We start from the raw sequence: 16,108 nt of genomic DNA on the forward strand, positions 1-16,108 counted from the left end.
CCATTCATTTATAAAAAACTGAGAGAGTTAGGAAAAAGCGAATCGCTCAATATTAATTATTCAGCATGCGACGAGATTCCTCATTTCTTATTAACTTCATAGAGTTAGCTTTAGAAATAATAGAATACTGAGTCCCCGAGTTGTCTTCGATAACCTCAAGCTTTCCATCTGCTATTTGTTTAACAATTCTAAGTTTAGCCTTATCATTACTTTCCATAAACTTATTGAATGCTTCAATATAATCTGGTGATAAATCTTTATCTGAAACGTCTACTGCATTTGCAAAATGTACAGAAACATCATTCTCTAATTCAACTCCATCTTTATTAATAAGTTGAAATAAGTTAGTTACCGCAACAGTTTCGTAATCATTTTTTGGCTTATCATCTTTGCTACCAACTTTTAAATTAGCTTCAATCGATTCGTTATCCTGTAATTCCTTAAGAACTGCAAATGCTGGTGAATTCTCATCTTCAAATTGTCCATTGACAACAGGATTACCTTGGCGTGCAGTTGGAATAACTCCAACAGATGAGCTGTTAACACTACTTGAAATACCTTGAGAGATACTACCAGACGAAGAAACCGACTTTGCCGAAGCTGACGCTCTACTTTGAGTTTTTCGAGTATTTGAAGTGGTCGCTATACTTTGATTTTGTACACTTTCTACTTCTTGAGATTTACTACTTTCCTTATCATCTAAACTATTGCTTAGTTTTGCAAGCTTCGCTTCTAACTCACCCTTCTTCTTTTCAAAGTTTTCCATAACAGTAGTCTTCTTAGTGTTATTTGCTTTACCAAAAAGTTTTTCAAGCTCCGCCTCTGCTGCTTGATTTTTTTGTGCTGCTGACAGTTTTTGAGAACTATTATTCTCTGACAAACTTCCCTCTTGAGCTACGTACTCTTTTGCAGCTTTAATTTCAGCGACTCTTTGGTCATAGACAGAATTTGCTACATCTCTACTAACACCAGACTCTTGTGCAATCCTATCAACCATCTGCTCACGATTTGATTCATTATAAACATTTTCAAGAGCAGCAGCTTTCTGGGCCATCTCCTGAACTGAGTTGGCGCCTAAAATCTCTTTTGCTTGCTTCAGAGAACTCACCTCTTTACTCTTCGCTTCAGATTTTTCTCTCGCACTTCTTCCTTCTTCCCCAAACACATCAACAGCTTTTGAAGCAATTCCCGTTGCGACAGCAGCTTTTCCTAAACTCGCAAGCTTATCTATATTTGTATTAGAGTTTTCGTCTTTCTTATGATGAGAAGAATTAGAGCTTCCATTTGTTTGCCCGTCATTTCCTTTATTATGCTGATTTTGGCCACTCTTTCCATGGTCCAAAGCAAGAGAGTCCTGTTGTTTATTATTTGTTGTCTTCTCTTCTACTCTTTTGGCCTTATCTTCGAATCTTGAATCACGACTTTTAGTATCTCTAGAACCAACACCCGTAGAGGAACTTGCAACATCTTTAGGCTTATTATTTTGATTTGAGTGTCCAGCAATATGCTGATATTCAGATCTAACCTTTTGAGAAGTACGTGTTCCTCTAATCGCTACATTTCGTTTTGTGTGATCATCACGCTTATCAATTACTTGTCTAACTATTCTTCTCTCATCATACTTAGCATCCATAGCTAAGGCTATTCGAGATCTTCTGGCAACAGCTCCAGATCCAGCGCTAGCTAAAATTCTATTCGATGTGTTTACACCCATTCTCGACATTCTCTTAGACATACGAAGAGGATCACTTAAAAAATCCCCAACAGCTAAGGTTGCCTTTACAACTTTTAGCTCTTCTACATGAGCAATAATTTTTTCAGATAATGCCTTACCTTTTTTTAGTATCTCAGCAGATCTAGCAATTGCTGTAGAAGCAGTACCACCAACATTTTTTACACTTGTTATAATTTTACTTTCAGCTTTAATTGCAGCAACTGCTGCCGGAGATTTCATCGTTGGAGAAACTTTTTGAATTTTTGTTGCAACTTTTTGTGAAAGCTTTCTCAGTGTATGAGCACCAACTTTTGCACCAATTGACACCATATTACCAGCACCAGCGGTAAAGACCATCACCCCAAGCTCTGATGTAATTGCTCCAACGGCAGCACATGTTGCGTTTATCTTATCATTACAGTCGATACACTCGTAACTAGCAAGCGGAGTCTTACACTCTGACATATGTGGTGTCCCCTCCCATTCCTGGCAGAGAACCGAAGATCTAATCCAAGTGTCGAGACTCTTTTTCATATTAGACATCATATCTGCAAAGTATCCAGCAGGATCTTCAGTTAACTTCTTTACATCTTCATCTGTTTTTTCAGACATTGCATGAGCTTCATCTAACTTACTATCAAACCAACTAGATGGGCTAAAAAGATAGCTTGTTCCAGTTTTTACCACATCCCACACACTAGTCATTGTTGACCAAAAGCTTGAAAGAAAAGCAGTGGTAACTTCTGTAAGACAGTCACCTTGACCCTTGTCAAGACAATCAGAAGGAAGTTCATCATCTCCTTTCACTTTCTTTGCGAGACCATTACTAATTCTCTTACTTACGAATTCAGGCAATAATGTTTCCGCAGCGGCATTTATTGAACGATAACTATTACAGGTCCAGACATTCTCACAGCTGTCCTGATTCTTTTTTACTTCCTGAGGTGTACACTTCACCTGCGCAGTCGCATCTGCTGCCATAAGCTTCAATTTCTCGATCTCAGACGTTTGAAGAACATCCTCACCGGAACATGTCACTTCTCCTAAAAGCGCGTCAGGCATACCTGCATTGTTATCTCCTGAAGCACTTTCCTCTTCAGCATCTTGAACATCATCATTAATTTCGAGCGCTAGTTTTAAACAGGTATCATCTATTTGTTCAACATAGTTGTCGGGAAGAATTTCTTCACCATTAAAACAACTACTCTCCAAAAGACCTACTTTTTCATCAAAAGCTAACTCACGAGCATGCGCTTGAGTTAGACATAAGATACATAAGATAAATAACTGTTTTTTAACTAGAGAAAACATTTTATGTGTACCGTTCCTTTTTTTCCTATCAGTGTAATTAATCGAATCATTTGTTAAAATACTTTAATACTTCGCAAGAGTTTTCGAAGTTAATTTTTTTAAATTAAGATGAAGTAAAATTAATTTGTTGATACAATTAAGGACATTATGTTGAGTAACTTTAGAAGATCCATTTTAAAACAACTACTTGTAGTATTTTTTCTACCTACGTTAAGTTCCTATGCTAAATTAAATACCTATAGTATTTCTGAAAAAACATTTTCTATTGATGTCGATAAAAGTTGGCAATTTGTAGAAAACTTATCAAGTTCACCACTTGTTTTACTTGGGCCAGTGAAAGACAAGAAAAGAATTGTGGTATCAGTAAGTCCAACAACAGTAAAAGATTTCAAGTTTGATGAAAAGAAAATTGAAACCTCTGTTTCTGATTACGAGCAGGGCCGTAAAAAATGGCTAGCAAAAAATAAAGGGCAGTTAATTAGATTTTTACCATACTCGCACGAGTCTTGGAAAAATATCAAGGAAGTACATTCAATCGGGTTTCAATATAAAGTTCTTGGAACAACATACTTTGAAAGAACTTACTTCTTTAATTGTGTCGATGAACTATTCAATATCAATACTCTATTTACAGAGAAGCAATATAAGAAAAGTAATCATATTGTAGATAGTATGCTTCACTCAATAGACTGTAAGTGATTAGATTGGAAATATAAACCCAAGACTATGATGACTAATAACTGGGGTGACGAGATTCATCATCTTCACCTCCAGTGACTTAGAAGTATAAAGAACAAAATTCATTTCAACTCCAACAATTGGTACAAAGTAGAAATTTCCAACGTTGGCAAAGTATGCTCCCTCAGAGAAATCAAAACCTTCTTGATCAAAATGATAAAAACCAACTGTAGCTTGAAGCTCTACTCGCTCGCTCTGATAAAATTGATACGAATATGTTCCGCCCCATATTGGTTTACAATAGGAATTCTCTCCTACTAGAAAGCCCCACTGTTCATTCTCACTGCTTTGCACTCTAAATGATTTAAGATCTGTATAGATAATCCCTGACCCCTCTGAAAGCTCATTACATAAAGGCTTAGAGTATTTACCTTCAGGCTTTTGAATATGAGGAGTTATTCCACCAACGATATAACTAAACTCCGAGGCCTTGGTCACAGAAGTAATTAGCAACAAAATATTAAGAACAATTAGTTTTCTCATCATTGCTAATAATTCAAGATCTGGGCCATCTACAGAGTCGTAACTAGCTGAAATAAACGAAACAACTCCTATGAACTTAGACAGCTGCCTAGCTTGTAGACATTCCATTCCTCGAAAGGATACACTTTTTCAAAGTATTCATACACAGGGAGCAGAGGATGAAACTATTTCTAGCATTAATCACATTATATTCAACAACAGTATTTGGAGATTGTGGGACTTCATTTAACAACGGAGTTAACCATTACAATTTTGCAACTACTTATTTCAACACTGGTGTAGACGAATACAACAGAGCGGTTGAGGAAGCTTCAAAGCCAACACCTAATTTTGATATTGTTTGTAGAAATTTACTGAACTCTTATGCGGGATTTTTTACTGCAAAGAATTCATTTAAAGAGTGCCGTGATAATTTTGCAGAAGCTGTAAAGTCATGTAGCGGAGATAATAAACTAACAGCAATGAAGTATAGTAATGTTTGTTATGAGGCCCTACAAACGTCTCTTGCAAATATCAACGCTGTTGAAGGAAATATTAAAGGTACATGTTACACAAGACAACCACTTCAAGAACAAGAACTATTTGAACTAGGAAACTAGAAACAAAAAAGGGAGCATCAGCTCCCTTCTCTTTAGTTAATTATATAAAAATTTATTTTAATTATATACGATTAACTTTTACAGCACATGGACCTTTTAATCCGTCGCCTACTTCGTACTCAACTTTGTCACCGTCAGAGATTTGTCCACCTTCAACACCAGTGATGTGTACGAATAAGTCTTTTCCTCCGTCATCTGGAGTAATAAAACCGAAGCCTTTTTCTTGATTAAAAAATTTAACTTTACCTGTTTCCATAAAAATTCCTTTAAAACATAAACGTTATATACTCGCGTATATAACAAAAAATCATGAACGTATTTTATAGTGAGTTGACGCCTAGGTAAAGAAAATATTTTTAAAAAGTGAAATAAGTTGATTTAAGTAGCCAAACATAAACTTACAAATTTAATATATTTTCATGTTTGATATCAACATCTTAGCCATGATCGGTGGTGCACTTGCAATAGGGTTTAGTCCTATAATTTCAAAAGCCATGAAGCTACCGCCTTCAACTATTGGTTTTTATAGGTTTTTCATTGGTTTTGTTTGTCTCGCCCTAATTCTTTTAATGAAGAAATCTAAGATAGATTTTATGAAATTGAAGAAAATGCTTGTCCCATGCCTACTTGGGGGATTTTTCTTCTCTTGCGACCTTTGGCTCTGGCATCGCTCAATTATTTATATCGGAGCAGGAATTTCCACATTATTGGCAAATACACAAGTACTCTACCTTGTTTTGATCGGAATTCTATTTCTCGGCGAAAGACCACGATGGTACTTTTTCTTAGCTTTATTTTTAACAGCACTTGGCGTGATAATGACAACTTCTTCACTAGCCTCATTTGATTTTGAAAGCTTGAAAATGAAAGGAATATTCTATGGTCTTCTCACTGGTTTAAGTTATAGCTTTGTTACTCTTTCTTTAAAAAAAGCAAATGAACAAGCCGAGAACCCTGGTGCATGGCCAATCTTTTTATTAACTTTCTTTGCTTCAATTTTTTCATTCATATTCATCGTTATAGAAAAAGAAGTTCACGTACCACAAGGCATAGATATAGTTTACGCTTTAATTTACGGTGGAGTTATTCATGCATTTGGTTGGATACTTATCTCAAAGGCCATTAGGGTTCTTCCTGTCGCACTTGTAAGTCTCATCTTATTATTACAACCAGTATTTGCAACAATCCTGGGTGTTCTGATTTACCATGAGGAAATAAACATAATTCAAGGCTCTGGTCTTGTATTAAGTTTAGTTGGAATTTATATTGCGATGGTTTCGAAGGAAAAGAAAAAGGAGGCCTAAACCTCCTCTTTTTATTAATTCTTTTTATAAATATAAATTGGGTATGAACCAGTTTTCTTACACGAGTAAGGAGTAACTGTTTGTTCATTAAACACTCTTAATTCATCTCCGTTAACTGAGTATGTAAATACACCTTGCTCTTCAACCCCAAAAAGTTGCTTTCTAAGAATTGACTCCCAGGCTTTGGCATTACACTCTACAGAGTCAACAGCAAGAAACCCTTCGTACTTATTGTCATCAATTAGAGAGTATTTCCCTAAGTTGATCTGAGTACAATCTAGCTTAAATGGAGCCCATTTTGCACTCTTTGCGATAGCAGTCATTTTAATTTCCGCATCACTGATATCAAAACGAACATCATACTGCATAAATTTACCACCAAGCTTTAAGTCTTCTCCATTACTACATTGAATTTTTTGAAGAATAAAACTCCCTTGAGGTAAAGCTGCACTCACACTACTTGCCATAACTAAAAGGGCTAGAATCATTTTTTTCATTAGATACTCCTATAGAAAATTAACCTTATATTCAAAACTTATTTTATAATCTCTACCTGCTTCCATTATATTAGAAGCATGCTTACGGTAACGTCTGTTGGTAATATTATCAAAGTTCATATTTATTTTAACAACGTCACCAAAAAATCCTTTTGACAGGAAAACATTGTGAACAAATGAGCGAGGTGTTTCATCAGTCCTTTCTGTTGTTTCACGATTGATTCGATCCTGCTTTAAGCTTAATACACTTTGATAACCATAATCAAAGCTGTATTGATCAAGATGATGTGCAAGATAGAAGTTATAGTGATCAGCAGGAAGATCAGCAATATAAAGTCCTAATATTTTATTTGTCCCACGAATCTTTGTATAAGAAATCCGTGATTCAAATTGATCATAAATATACCCAAGACCCAGCTCATCACCAGTAAGAGAAACTAAGTCAATATTCACTGATTGAGTAGTACCATTTTCACCATCAAAAATAGCACGATCAATTTTTTCGAGAGAGATATAGTCATCGATATGACTCCAATAACGAGATGCCGTTAAAGAGATCAAATCCTCAGATGAAAATAAGTTTCTTTCATATTTTACCCCAACTTCAATAGTCTTAGACCTCTCTACTTTTAAATCCTCATTAGGAATAAAATAATTATCAGCAATGAAGAAACCATCCCCTGGATGATGGAGTCCGTCAGCAAAAACATCTTGAACCTTAGGAGCGTTAAATCCTTCACTATAATTCACACTAAGAGTCAGTGCCTGAGTAGGCTTAAACCGAACTCCAGCTTTTTTAAGTAACCCATTATCTCCACGCTCAGAGAATTTATTTGAGTTTAATTTATAATCTTGATATTTTAACCCAGCGCTAAGATCAAAATAATCAGATACAAAAACTCCATCTACATAAATTGATTTCTGACGAGACTCTCCACTTGGATATGATTCAAGTTTCTCAATATTTCTATTTCCAGAAAGAGTATCAGTTAAAAATTCTACTCCTGAAAGGAGACTAACTTTCGAAATAACAGTCTTCTTTTTCAAAGAAAGTTGCTTCGAATTAATATCTCTTCTTTCAATTTGCTTATCGCTCTTTCGAACCTTTGTCAGTTTTTGATCAGTATTACTTGCTCTCAACTCGAGTTGTTGCTTTCTTAAGTCAACGCCCACAAGCTGCGTAGTTCTTTTAATTGTATTATCACCATTTAATTCTAAATCATCCTCAGGAGGATCAAGAGTCGGATTTATTGGAACATTATCTTGACGAGTAAAATAGTCACCCTGAAGAAGAAAATCAAAATTGCGATAGTTAAACTTGTACTTAGCGAGAAAGCTATCATCTTCAAAATTCGAATGAGGTAGTGTTGAGCGATCACCTAGAACAATATTGCTCGCATCTCTGTTTCCTACACTTAAAATATAATTCGACTTTTTATCTTTTCCGTAAATTTTTATTCCTACATATTTTTCTTTATTCGAACCCTGCTGAGAAGACTGAATTGACGCCCCAAAATCTTCCTTTGCATTTAAGTAGTCAGTCGCTTCGATAGTGCGAAGGCTCACTCCTCCACCAACGCTTCCACTTCTTGAGAAATTTGAAGTGTCCTTATCAATTTTAACTTCTTTGATATTCGCCGTATCGATGGCCATCATCGTATTGTGATCTGTTCTAAAACTCTGTTTCACCCCATCCACATACATATAAAGTTTTGAGGCCTGAAGACCTCTTACCTGAATGGCCTCACCACTTGAACGTGGTCCCCCAGAAGTTGTGGCATTTGAAGAAAACTTCAAAATATCATCAAGTGAAGAATTATTAGTATTTGAGAGATAGTCTTGCCCGAGGTAATCAAAGGAATTTGACTCTACATCACTAGAAAGTTGAAGCTGTTGCCCACTATCTTGTCCTTCATAAATATTTACTGTCTCAAGATTATAGACCCCATCCTGACCATAAGATTGGCCCAACAATATAATTGGAAGCATGGCAATAAACTTTTGTTTCATTGCTCAAACTTAGCACAAAAATCTCATAATGTGTCACGTAATTGTAGAAGATAGTGATTGTTACAATATTTCAAAGTTCAGGGGAACAATAAGCTGAATTGGTGCCTCTGCGTGCTCATCTGGAACCTGTGGAAGATCTTCGAGACTCTCGATTGTCTCTAACGCCGACTTATTTAAAAGGTCATATTTTGCTGTTTCCACTATTTTTAAGTTACTAATTTTATTAGGAAAACTCACCTCAAAGTAGACCTTAACAACTCCTTGTTGCTTAAGCCTTTTTGCGACTCGCGGATACTTTTTATTCTTAGTGATCATCTCTCGAATGACACTCGTGTACCTCGCGACGGAGTCGCTTGTCCCTTGGCTTTTCCTATTTTCTCGCTTAGCAACACTTAATTGAGGCTCAACGGCCTTTACTGAAGGAGTTTTAATAGTCCTTTTTAGCTTCTTCTCTACGATCTTTTGATTAAGACGTGATTTAGAAGCTTTATGCGATTTGAGAAAAATGGAAGTTCTTGCGAGAGACTTCTCAGATAATGTCTCTCCAAAATTTTTCTTTGTCACAATTTCTACTTTCTGAGCACTAATTAACATCATTGCATGAACAATAAGCGATGTTATGAATGCTAAAGGTGTGACAAAATTACGTTTCATGAGTTTTATTATAGGCCAAAAAAGAGTAAAAGTATTACATGTTTAAAAATTTTATAGGTATTACATTATTTTTGATCATCACCTATGTATTCGGAGGAAGCTTCCTTTCGATTACAGAACGTAGACATCTTCTTCATTTGATAATTATTCTTGTTATCTTGGCGATCATTATTTCTCCATCAATAAGTTCAGCAACCCGTAAAAGTAAAGAAGAAAATAATATTGAACCTGAAGTTCTCGATGCTGAACGTGATCCTATGGACTTTCACAATGATTTCACAAAAGTCGGCTGCTCATCAGATTACCAAGATAGTGTAACACCAAAAGAGATCAAACCGATAGACTATAGTGGAAATGCAATCGAAGCTGGAATTAAAGAAATCGAACACGACATAAGTCATTTAAATAATTCTAAAAAATAATTTTTCCCCTTGACGATTTTTATTCTCCTACCATCTTATTCTTAGAAAGGAAGTGGCCACTCCGAGTGCTTAATAATTTGGAGGTTCCTATGAAAAGATTTGAAATTGCACCGCTAAGATCGGTGAATCCATTCGCATTATTTGATGAGTTTGAAAAAGGCTTTTGGCCTAAAAATGTACGAAACTTTCAAGCAGATGAAATGTTTCCCAAACTAGAACTTTGGGAAGAGAACGATGTCTTCTTCGCAAGTGTTGATATCCCAGGGGTCGACAAGGACTCAATTAACATCGATATTAACGATGATATCATTTCAGTCTCTGGTGAAAGAAAAGAAGAAAAGAAATCTGAAGGTTATAGTGAAAAGTACTATGGAAGTTTCAAACGAAGCTTTAGAGTTCCTAATAGCTATGATCTAGAAAAAGTTGAAGCTCACTTTGAAAATGGTGTCCTTTCCCTTGCTGCCCCAAGAATCCAAGAAAGTGAAAAACCTGTTAAAAGAATAGAAATTAAATCAGAAAGAAATGGAATATTTGAAAGACAGAACCCCTCTTCATAAGAGGGGTTCCTTTATTTATAAATTAACGAGAGATGTATTTTGCAAGATCAATTACTTTGTTTGAATAACCCATTTCGTTATCATACCAAGCAACGACTTTTAAGAAAGTATCTGTAAGAGCGATACCTGCTGTTGCATCAAAAACCGATGTACAAGTTTCACCAATAAAGTCGTTAGAAACTACTGCTTCTTCTGTATAAGCAAGAACCCCTCTAAGGCTTCCTTCACTTTCTTTCTTCATCACCTTACAAATTTCTTCGTAAGTTGCTGGCTTTTCTAAATTAACAGTCAAGTCAACAACTGAAACATCAGGAGTTGGAACACGAAAACTCATTCCAGTTAGCTTTCCATTAAGTTCAGGAATTACTCTTCCAACAGCTTTAGCTGCCCCTGTAGAAGAAGGAATAATATTTTGTCCTGCTCCACGACCACCTCTCCAATCTTTGGCAGAAGGTCCATCAACAGTTCTCTGAGTCGCCGTAGTCGCGTGAACAGTTGTCATTAGACCATCCTTTATTCCCCAATTGTCGTGAAGAACCTTCGCTATTGGTGCAAGGCAATTTGTCGTACACGAAGCATTAGAAACAATATCTTGTCCTTTATATGCTTCATGGTTAACACCCATAACAAACATTGGCGTGTCATCTTTTGATGGAGCCGACATTACAACTTTCTTAGCCCCTGCTTGAATATGTTTACGAGCATCGGCATCTGTTAAGAAAAGACCAGTTGACTCTATTGCAACATCAACATTAAGTTCTGCCCAGTTTAATTGAGCTGGATCTTTATGTGCAGTTACACGAATTTTCTTTCCATTAACAACTAAATTTCCATCAACAACTTCAACTGTTCCATCGAACCTTCCGTGTGTTGAATCATACTTAAGCATATAGGCCATATAATCTGGCTCTAATAAATCATTGATACCAACAATTTCTACATCACCTTTTGCGATTGCCGCTCTAAAAACACAACGACCAATTCGACCAAAACCATTAATCCCAATTCTAATTGACATATAACCTCTTTTTTTAATTACTAGCTAAATATTATGTATACTCTAGTCCTATCTTTTATGACAATCAATAATCACAAACTTACTATTACTTGCAATTGTCTTCGAATCTCCAAAGATTTGCTTAAGCTTAATATGATAATTAAGATGTCTATTCCCAATAACGCGAAGTAAGCCTCCTCTTTCAAGACTTTGAAAAGCATCATTGAACATCTGCAGCGCAATAAAGTCTCCTACAATAGTCTGTTGATGAAATGGCGGATTACATAAAATTAGGTCAAATTTCTCATCATGAAACTCTGAATCAAAACAATTCGTCCAAAAAGTAATGGGCTCATCCGCAAAGTAGTTCTCAAAGTTAACTTTTGCACTTCTAATCGCCATTGCTGATTCATCAGCAAATGAAATATCAGCTTCCGGATTTACCAGCTTAGCTTTAATTCCAACTACTCCATTACCGCAGCCGAGATCGAGAATTCTTCTATAGCCTGTCGGTATATTCTCAAGAAAGAACCTTGTTCCGATATCAAGCTTTGAACGACTAAAAACATTTGAATAATTAGTAAATGGTTTTACAAAACCGTCAAAGTTAACAACGAGAGGATATTTCGTTAATCTTGAGACACTATTTTTTTCAAGCTTTCCAAACACTAGTCGAGCTTTTTTCTTGGCAAGACTTGTCCAGGTTTTTCCAAAATTACTTTCCAAAACTTCAAAAACAGTTTTTGGTAAATGCTTTATCATCGCAGGACAGATAACTTCCGTTCCTTCCGTGAGTTTTGTCGCAAGAAAATTTATGACATCCTCAAAATAAGACATGTTCTTTGGAACTTTGAAAACGACTATATCAATCTTGTCCCACTCCTTTACATCTTCTAAAGACTTTTTTATTGGCCTTAACTCTCTTCCAAGATTCTTTGCGTTTTTTGTTATGCCATGAAAACTTATAAATGAATCAGTCACGACATCAACGACATTATCAATATTAAAAGTTAGGGCACCAAAGCGGTCCTCAATAATTAAAACACCAGCTCCTCGATGTTGGAGTAGGTATTCTAAGACAAGTTCATCAGCCGCATCATATGGGCGAAGATTCACATCCTGATCTTTTGGGTAGCGCTCTAGTTTTGATAGGTCTTCAAATATTTTATCCATATTGTTTTATATCATGACAGTAAAATAGAAGAAAGGTTCTTGTTTTAATATACATGAGGTTAAGATATAATTAGCTAATTCTCTAAACGGATATAGATAGTGAAAGAAGTTGAAGAAAACAATCAAGATTTATTTGATAGTATCTTAATAGATATTGATCAATATAATAATGAGAACAAGGTTCTCTACCCTTATGATATTAAGGAAAAACTTCTTGAACTTAAAGAAATGGATGAGGATAAGTTCCACATCATTCTTAAAAAACTTCCAAACGAACTCCTTGCCGAAGTTATCTCAGAAATGCCGGCCCATATCCAAGAAGACGCTGCTGAGTACCTCGGCTCATTTAAGCTTGCTAAAGTTGCTTCGGAAATGGATACCGATGATGCTGCTGACTTCATCCAAAATATTAGTGAAAACCATGAAACTATTGCGGAAAGTATTCTTGCAAACATCAATAAAGAAGATCGTGATCTTATCGAGTCACTTATCTCATATGATGAAGACGCCGCCGGTTCATATATGCAGACCGAAGTTTTCGATGCGAAGTTAAATGACACTATTGGTGCATCAATTGAAAAGCTTGCAAAACTGAAGTCCGAAAGAGAAATTGATAATATCTATCATGTTTTCATTGTTGATCGAAACCAGAAGTTCATCTGCTCGATTGGTCTTGAAGAAGTTATTATTATGGACTTTAAAAAGACTTTCAAAGATATTGTTGAAGACAAGGAAAAAGAATATACCCAAATTAATTGTAATCACCTTGAAGACATTTCTGACGTTGTTGAAAAAGTAAGTAAGTATAACCTTTCAGTAATCCCTGTTCTCAATGAGGACGGTATTCTAATTGGACGTATTACATCCGACGACATTTACGATATTATCGAGGAACAGGCTACAGAGCAGATCTATGGTCTTGCCGGGGTTAATGATGAGGCAGAGCAAGACTCGAACCTATTTAACGTTATTAAAACACGAGCTGTTTGGCTTGGAATTAATCTTTTAACTGCAATTGCAGCGTCGATTGTTATCTCTTTCTTTGATTCAACAATTCAATCTCTTGTCTCTCTTGCCATCCTTATGCCTATCGTAGCATCGATGGGAGGAAATGCAGGTACTCAAAGTTTAACCGTTACAGTTAGACAGCTCGCGATTGGTGACATCTCCGAAGAAGATGCAAAAGAAACAATTATAAAGGAAGTCATTCTTTCCCTCGCTAATGGTTTTATGTTTGCAATCATCGTAGGGTTACTTTCTTACGTTTGGTTTAAGATGCCACTACTTGGCGTTGTTATTGGTTTATCTACAATTATCAACCTACTCTTTGCTGGATTCTTCGGTGCAATTATTCCACTGATTTGTGAAAAGTTAGATATTGACCCAGCAGTCGCAAGTACTGTTCTGCTGACAACAATCACTGACATAGTTGGCTTCTTTAGCTTTCTTGGTCTTGCAAAATTAATCATGCTCTAATGGAGAATTTTATGAAGATACTACTTGGTTTTCTTATTGCTTCAAAAATTTACGCACTTGATATCAAACCTGGTCTTTGGGAACAAACAGTAAATCTTGATGCAGCTTCAATCATGAGCCTTCCACAGGTTCAGGCACAAATTAAAAACCTTCCAAAAGAGCAAGCTCAAATGGTCCTTTCGATGATGGCTTCGCAGATGGGTCCTCGAAAAACAGAAGAGTGTATAACAAAAGAAATGCTAACTTCTCCTGAAAAATTAATTCCACAAAACAAAGACTGTAAAATAAAAATTATTAAAAATTCAGCGGACCAACTCTCTACATCTGTAGCATGTGAAGGAAAAATCACAGGGACAGCAACTTTAAAAAGAACAAATACCGAAAGTTATACGGGTGATTTCTCCGGAAAAGACGCATCAGGCAAAAACATGAAAATCACTTTCAGTGGTGCTTTCATCAAATCTAATTGCAAATAACATAGTCAAATAATCACCGAGCGTTTTACTCGGTGTCTTTTTGCAGTCAATTAATAATCAATATTTTACGAATTGTTGGCATCAATTTTGCGAGAGTATCTTTAAGAACATTGTGTTCTTAAAGGAGGTTCATAAGAAATATAGAGTTAGTTTTTAAGGAATAAAAACTTTCACGAATGCACACACACATGCACAAGGAGAGAACAATGATTGATTTTCAAGGAATCCTTATTTCAGGTACGCTCTACGTTAGTAGCTTAATTGCCATGATTTGCGTGTTCACAGTTTTAATACTACCGTCGAAGAAATTAAGTCATGCACAGATGGAGATTAAGTTTTCCGATTTAAACCAAACTACAGATTCGAAAGTAGTTTATGGAGACACTTCTAACTGGAAGTATCTCAGAGAAAAAGTTTTGGCCATACAAGGTGAACGTTGCCTTTGTTGCGGAACTAAAACAGAATCAATGCATATTGATCATATTAAACCTAAATCACGCTACCCTCATCTAGAGTATATGATCGATAATTTACAAGTACTTTGTCCGGACTGCAATAAAAGCAAATCGTTTACAGACGAAACAGACTATAGGAAGTCTAATCATCTCATAGCACTTTTACGTGAAGTGAATGAAAATAAACTTCTACAAAGAAAATATGTCTATAACTTCGAACTATTGCAAGCTCTAGCCAGTAAAAGGTTTAAAGCTGAGTTGAAAAACAAGGAGTACCCTCGAGTCCTTCCCCTCTCTTAATATAAACTGCTCCAGTTAAATGGGGACAACATCCCTCAAATAAATAGAGTTATAGTAATTTATAAAAATATCGACATGCTTTTGAAGCATGTCGATTCTCTTTGTCGTACACCAAGTTCTTCTTGCTAGTCTGTTAACACTTGCCCTAAACATGGCGCACGTGTGATTAAGTGTAAAAAGTGGATCGAATCTGAGCTTCTTTAGTTCACCTTGTCCAGCGATACAACCTCGTCCCCCTTTGTATCTCTTATATTCAGCTTCAGGAAAATACCTACTCACAAATTTTGGATATGCTTGGTGCTCATCTGATTGAATTGTTGCATCTTGAGCGACAACATTTTTAATCTTTTCAAATACTACTTTTAATCCTCTTTCATGATCACTTGGTCGATATCCATATTTTTTTCGTGATTTATCAGCGAGTAGTCCAAATGCAGGAATGCTTGAAACCTTTGCTGCAAGTATATATCGACGTTCTTTGTCGACTGCTATAGTAATCGAAAGCGGCTTCATTTTAGTATGCTCACTAGTGACCAAATCATCAAATTGCATCGCTTGTACTTTAGATTTTTCTAAATTCTTAAGAAACTTCTTTTGGTTCTTTTTTGCCTTTCTAGAGAAGTAATTCATGCGACTTTGTACAGTTTTGTAGTTTACCTTGTATTTTCTCGCACATGATCTCATGGAGTTGTTCGTAGCGAGATCTAAAAATAGTCTTCGGTTGATGCGTCTTTTCTTTTGATATTTTTCAAGAGCGAAAGTTGCACGAGAAAACTTTCCTCCGCAAGTTTTGCAGACAAAACGTTGGATTTTTCTCGAATCACTTCTCCGAAAAAAGAATCCATCTTTGGAAATAAGTTTGTTTTTAGTAGTTGAATGGCAGTCTAAATTTGGGCAGCGATATATCATAAGATGATTGATGCAAACCATGCCAAGATTCAT

General features: G+C 35.9%; 17 protein-coding genes. 8 read left to right on the forward strand and 9 right to left on the reverse strand.

The window, feature by feature from the left end; genetic code table 11:
- Window positions 1-52: 52 nt before the first annotated feature.
- Window positions 53-3,025: a hypothetical protein gene (locus M900_RS00585; protein WP_021272878.1), complete on the reverse strand. Its 2,973-nt coding sequence runs from the start codon at window positions 3,023-3,025 to the stop codon at window positions 53-55.
- Between the two features lie 150 nt (window positions 3,026-3,175).
- On the opposite strand from M900_RS00585, the gene M900_RS00590 reads away from it, so the two are divergent.
- Complete coding sequence (locus tag M900_RS00590) at window positions 3,176-3,724, forward strand: hypothetical protein (RefSeq protein ID WP_034730590.1); 549 nt, start codon at window positions 3,176-3,178, stop codon at window positions 3,722-3,724.
- Here the strand turns inward: M900_RS00590 and M900_RS00595 are convergent, their stop codons facing one another.
- Window positions 3,725-4,354: a hypothetical protein gene (locus tag M900_RS00595; RefSeq protein WP_021272870.1), complete on the reverse strand. Its 630-nt coding sequence runs from the start codon at window positions 4,352-4,354 to the stop codon at window positions 3,725-3,727. It abuts the gene before it with no gap.
- Between the two features lie 50 nt (window positions 4,355-4,404).
- On the opposite strand from M900_RS00595, the gene M900_RS00600 reads away from it, so the two are divergent.
- A complete protein-coding gene (locus tag M900_RS00600) occupies window positions 4,405-4,845 on the forward strand; it encodes a hypothetical protein (RefSeq protein ID WP_021272889.1) in 441 nt (146 codons plus the stop codon).
- Between the two features lie 61 nt (window positions 4,846-4,906).
- On the opposite strand, the gene M900_RS00605 is transcribed toward M900_RS00600, so the two are convergent.
- Window positions 4,907-5,101, reverse strand: coding sequence for a cold-shock protein (locus M900_RS00605; protein ID WP_021272866.1), 195 nt, complete (start codon window positions 5,099-5,101; stop codon window positions 4,907-4,909).
- Between the two features lie 163 nt (window positions 5,102-5,264).
- On the opposite strand from M900_RS00605, the gene M900_RS00610 reads away from it, so the two are divergent.
- Window positions 5,265-6,149, forward strand: coding sequence for a DMT family transporter (locus tag M900_RS00610; protein ID WP_034730594.1), 885 nt, complete (start codon window positions 5,265-5,267; stop codon window positions 6,147-6,149).
- Between the two features lie 14 nt (window positions 6,150-6,163).
- Here the strand turns inward: M900_RS00610 and M900_RS00615 are convergent, their stop codons facing one another.
- Genes M900_RS00615 through M900_RS00625 form a run of 3 tightly spaced genes read right to left on the reverse strand, consistent with a single transcriptional unit; the run spans window position 6,164 to window position 9,310 of the window.
- Entirely contained in the window at window positions 6,164-6,646 is a 483-nt protein-coding gene (locus M900_RS00615; RefSeq protein WP_021272914.1) for a hypothetical protein, read from the reverse strand.
- Window positions 6,647-6,655: 9 nt separating this feature from the next.
- A complete protein-coding gene (locus tag M900_RS00620; RefSeq protein WP_021272893.1) occupies window positions 6,656-8,656 on the reverse strand; it encodes a TonB-dependent receptor domain-containing protein in 2,001 nt (666 codons plus the stop codon).
- 60 nt (window positions 8,657-8,716) lie between these two features.
- Complete coding sequence (locus M900_RS00625) at window positions 8,717-9,310, reverse strand: energy transducer TonB (RefSeq protein ID WP_034730599.1); 594 nt, start codon at window positions 9,308-9,310, stop codon at window positions 8,717-8,719.
- A 71-nt stretch (window positions 9,311-9,381) separates the two neighbouring features.
- Between M900_RS00625 and M900_RS00630 the strand changes: the two genes are divergently transcribed.
- Both M900_RS00630 and M900_RS16770 read left to right on the forward strand, forming a co-directional pair.
- Window positions 9,382-9,732: a hypothetical protein gene (locus M900_RS00630; RefSeq protein ID WP_157680500.1), complete on the forward strand. Its 351-nt coding sequence runs from the start codon at window positions 9,382-9,384 to the stop codon at window positions 9,730-9,732.
- 89 nt (window positions 9,733-9,821) lie between these two features.
- The gene (locus M900_RS16770) at window positions 9,822-10,289 is read left to right on the forward strand and encodes an Hsp20/alpha crystallin family protein (RefSeq protein WP_021272905.1); all 468 of its coding nucleotides are present in this window, start codon (window positions 9,822-9,824) and stop codon (window positions 10,287-10,289) included.
- A 22-nt stretch (window positions 10,290-10,311) separates the two neighbouring features.
- Here M900_RS16770 and gap read toward each other — a convergent pair whose 3' ends face one another.
- Together gap and M900_RS00645 are read right to left on the reverse strand one after the other, a co-directional pair.
- Window positions 10,312-11,307: a type I glyceraldehyde-3-phosphate dehydrogenase gene (gap, locus tag M900_RS00640; protein WP_021272911.1), complete on the reverse strand. Its 996-nt coding sequence runs from the start codon at window positions 11,305-11,307 to the stop codon at window positions 10,312-10,314.
- A gap of 48 nt (window positions 11,308-11,355) precedes the next feature.
- Window positions 11,356-12,459: a methyltransferase gene (locus M900_RS00645; protein ID WP_021272881.1), complete on the reverse strand. Its 1,104-nt coding sequence runs from the start codon at window positions 12,457-12,459 to the stop codon at window positions 11,356-11,358.
- A gap of 99 nt (window positions 12,460-12,558) precedes the next feature.
- On the opposite strand from M900_RS00645, the gene mgtE reads away from it, so the two are divergent.
- From mgtE to M900_RS16775, 3 genes are all read left to right on the forward strand, one after another.
- On the forward strand, window positions 12,559-13,935 hold the full coding sequence (mgtE, locus tag M900_RS00650) for a magnesium transporter (protein WP_021272900.1): 1,377 nt from the start codon (window positions 12,559-12,561) through the stop codon (window positions 13,933-13,935).
- Window positions 13,936-13,946: 11 nt separating this feature from the next.
- Window positions 13,947-14,411: a DUF3617 domain-containing protein gene (locus M900_RS00655; protein WP_021272869.1), complete on the forward strand. Its 465-nt coding sequence runs from the start codon at window positions 13,947-13,949 to the stop codon at window positions 14,409-14,411.
- Between the two features lie 206 nt (window positions 14,412-14,617).
- Window positions 14,618-15,166: an HNH endonuclease gene (locus M900_RS16775; RefSeq protein ID WP_021272880.1), complete on the forward strand. Its 549-nt coding sequence runs from the start codon at window positions 14,618-14,620 to the stop codon at window positions 15,164-15,166.
- A 15-nt stretch (window positions 15,167-15,181) separates the two neighbouring features.
- Here the strand turns inward: M900_RS16775 and M900_RS00665 are convergent.
- On the reverse strand, window positions 15,182-16,108 hold a 927-nt coding region (locus M900_RS00665; protein WP_021272907.1), incomplete at its 5' end, for a hypothetical protein.

Source organism: Bacteriovorax sp. Seq25_V (genome assembly GCF_000447795.1).
Taxonomy (GTDB): domain Bacteria; phylum Bdellovibrionota; class Bacteriovoracia; order Bacteriovoracales; family Bacteriovoracaceae; genus Halobacteriovorax_A.

Bases quoted from the DNA above. Each gene is read 5' to 3' on its own strand.
- M900_RS00585 (WP_021272878.1), bottom strand. From the start codon at position 3,025: ATGTTTTCTCTAGTTAAAAAACAGTTATTTATCTTATGTATCTTATGT.
- M900_RS00595 (WP_021272870.1), bottom strand. From the start codon at position 4,354: ATGGAATGTCTACAAGCTAGGCAGCTGTCTAAGTTCATAGGAGTTGTT.
- M900_RS00600 (WP_021272889.1), top strand. From the start codon at position 4,405: ATGAAACTATTTCTAGCATTAATCACATTATATTCAACAACAGTATTT.
- M900_RS00605 (WP_021272866.1), bottom strand. From the start codon at position 5,101: ATGGAAACAGGTAAAGTTAAATTTTTTAATCAAGAAAAAGGCTTCGGT.
- M900_RS00610 (WP_034730594.1), top strand. From the start codon at position 5,265: ATGTTTGATATCAACATCTTAGCCATGATCGGTGGTGCACTTGCAATA.
- M900_RS00615 (WP_021272914.1), bottom strand. From the start codon at position 6,646: ATGAAAAAAATGATTCTAGCCCTTTTAGTTATGGCAAGTAGTGTGAGT.
- M900_RS00620 (WP_021272893.1), bottom strand. From the start codon at position 8,656: ATGAAACAAAAGTTTATTGCCATGCTTCCAATTATATTGTTGGGCCAA.
- M900_RS00625 (WP_034730599.1), bottom strand. From the start codon at position 9,310: ATGAAACGTAATTTTGTCACACCTTTAGCATTCATAACATCGCTTATT.
- M900_RS16770 (WP_021272905.1), top strand. From the start codon at position 9,822: ATGAAAAGATTTGAAATTGCACCGCTAAGATCGGTGAATCCATTCGCA.
- gap (WP_021272911.1), bottom strand. From the start codon at position 11,307: ATGTCAATTAGAATTGGGATTAATGGTTTTGGTCGAATTGGTCGTTGT.
- M900_RS00645 (WP_021272881.1), bottom strand. From the start codon at position 12,459: ATGGATAAAATATTTGAAGACCTATCAAAACTAGAGCGCTACCCAAAA.
- M900_RS00655 (WP_021272869.1), top strand. From the start codon at position 13,947: ATGAAGATACTACTTGGTTTTCTTATTGCTTCAAAAATTTACGCACTT.
- M900_RS16775 (WP_021272880.1), top strand. From the start codon at position 14,618: ATGATTGATTTTCAAGGAATCCTTATTTCAGGTACGCTCTACGTTAGT.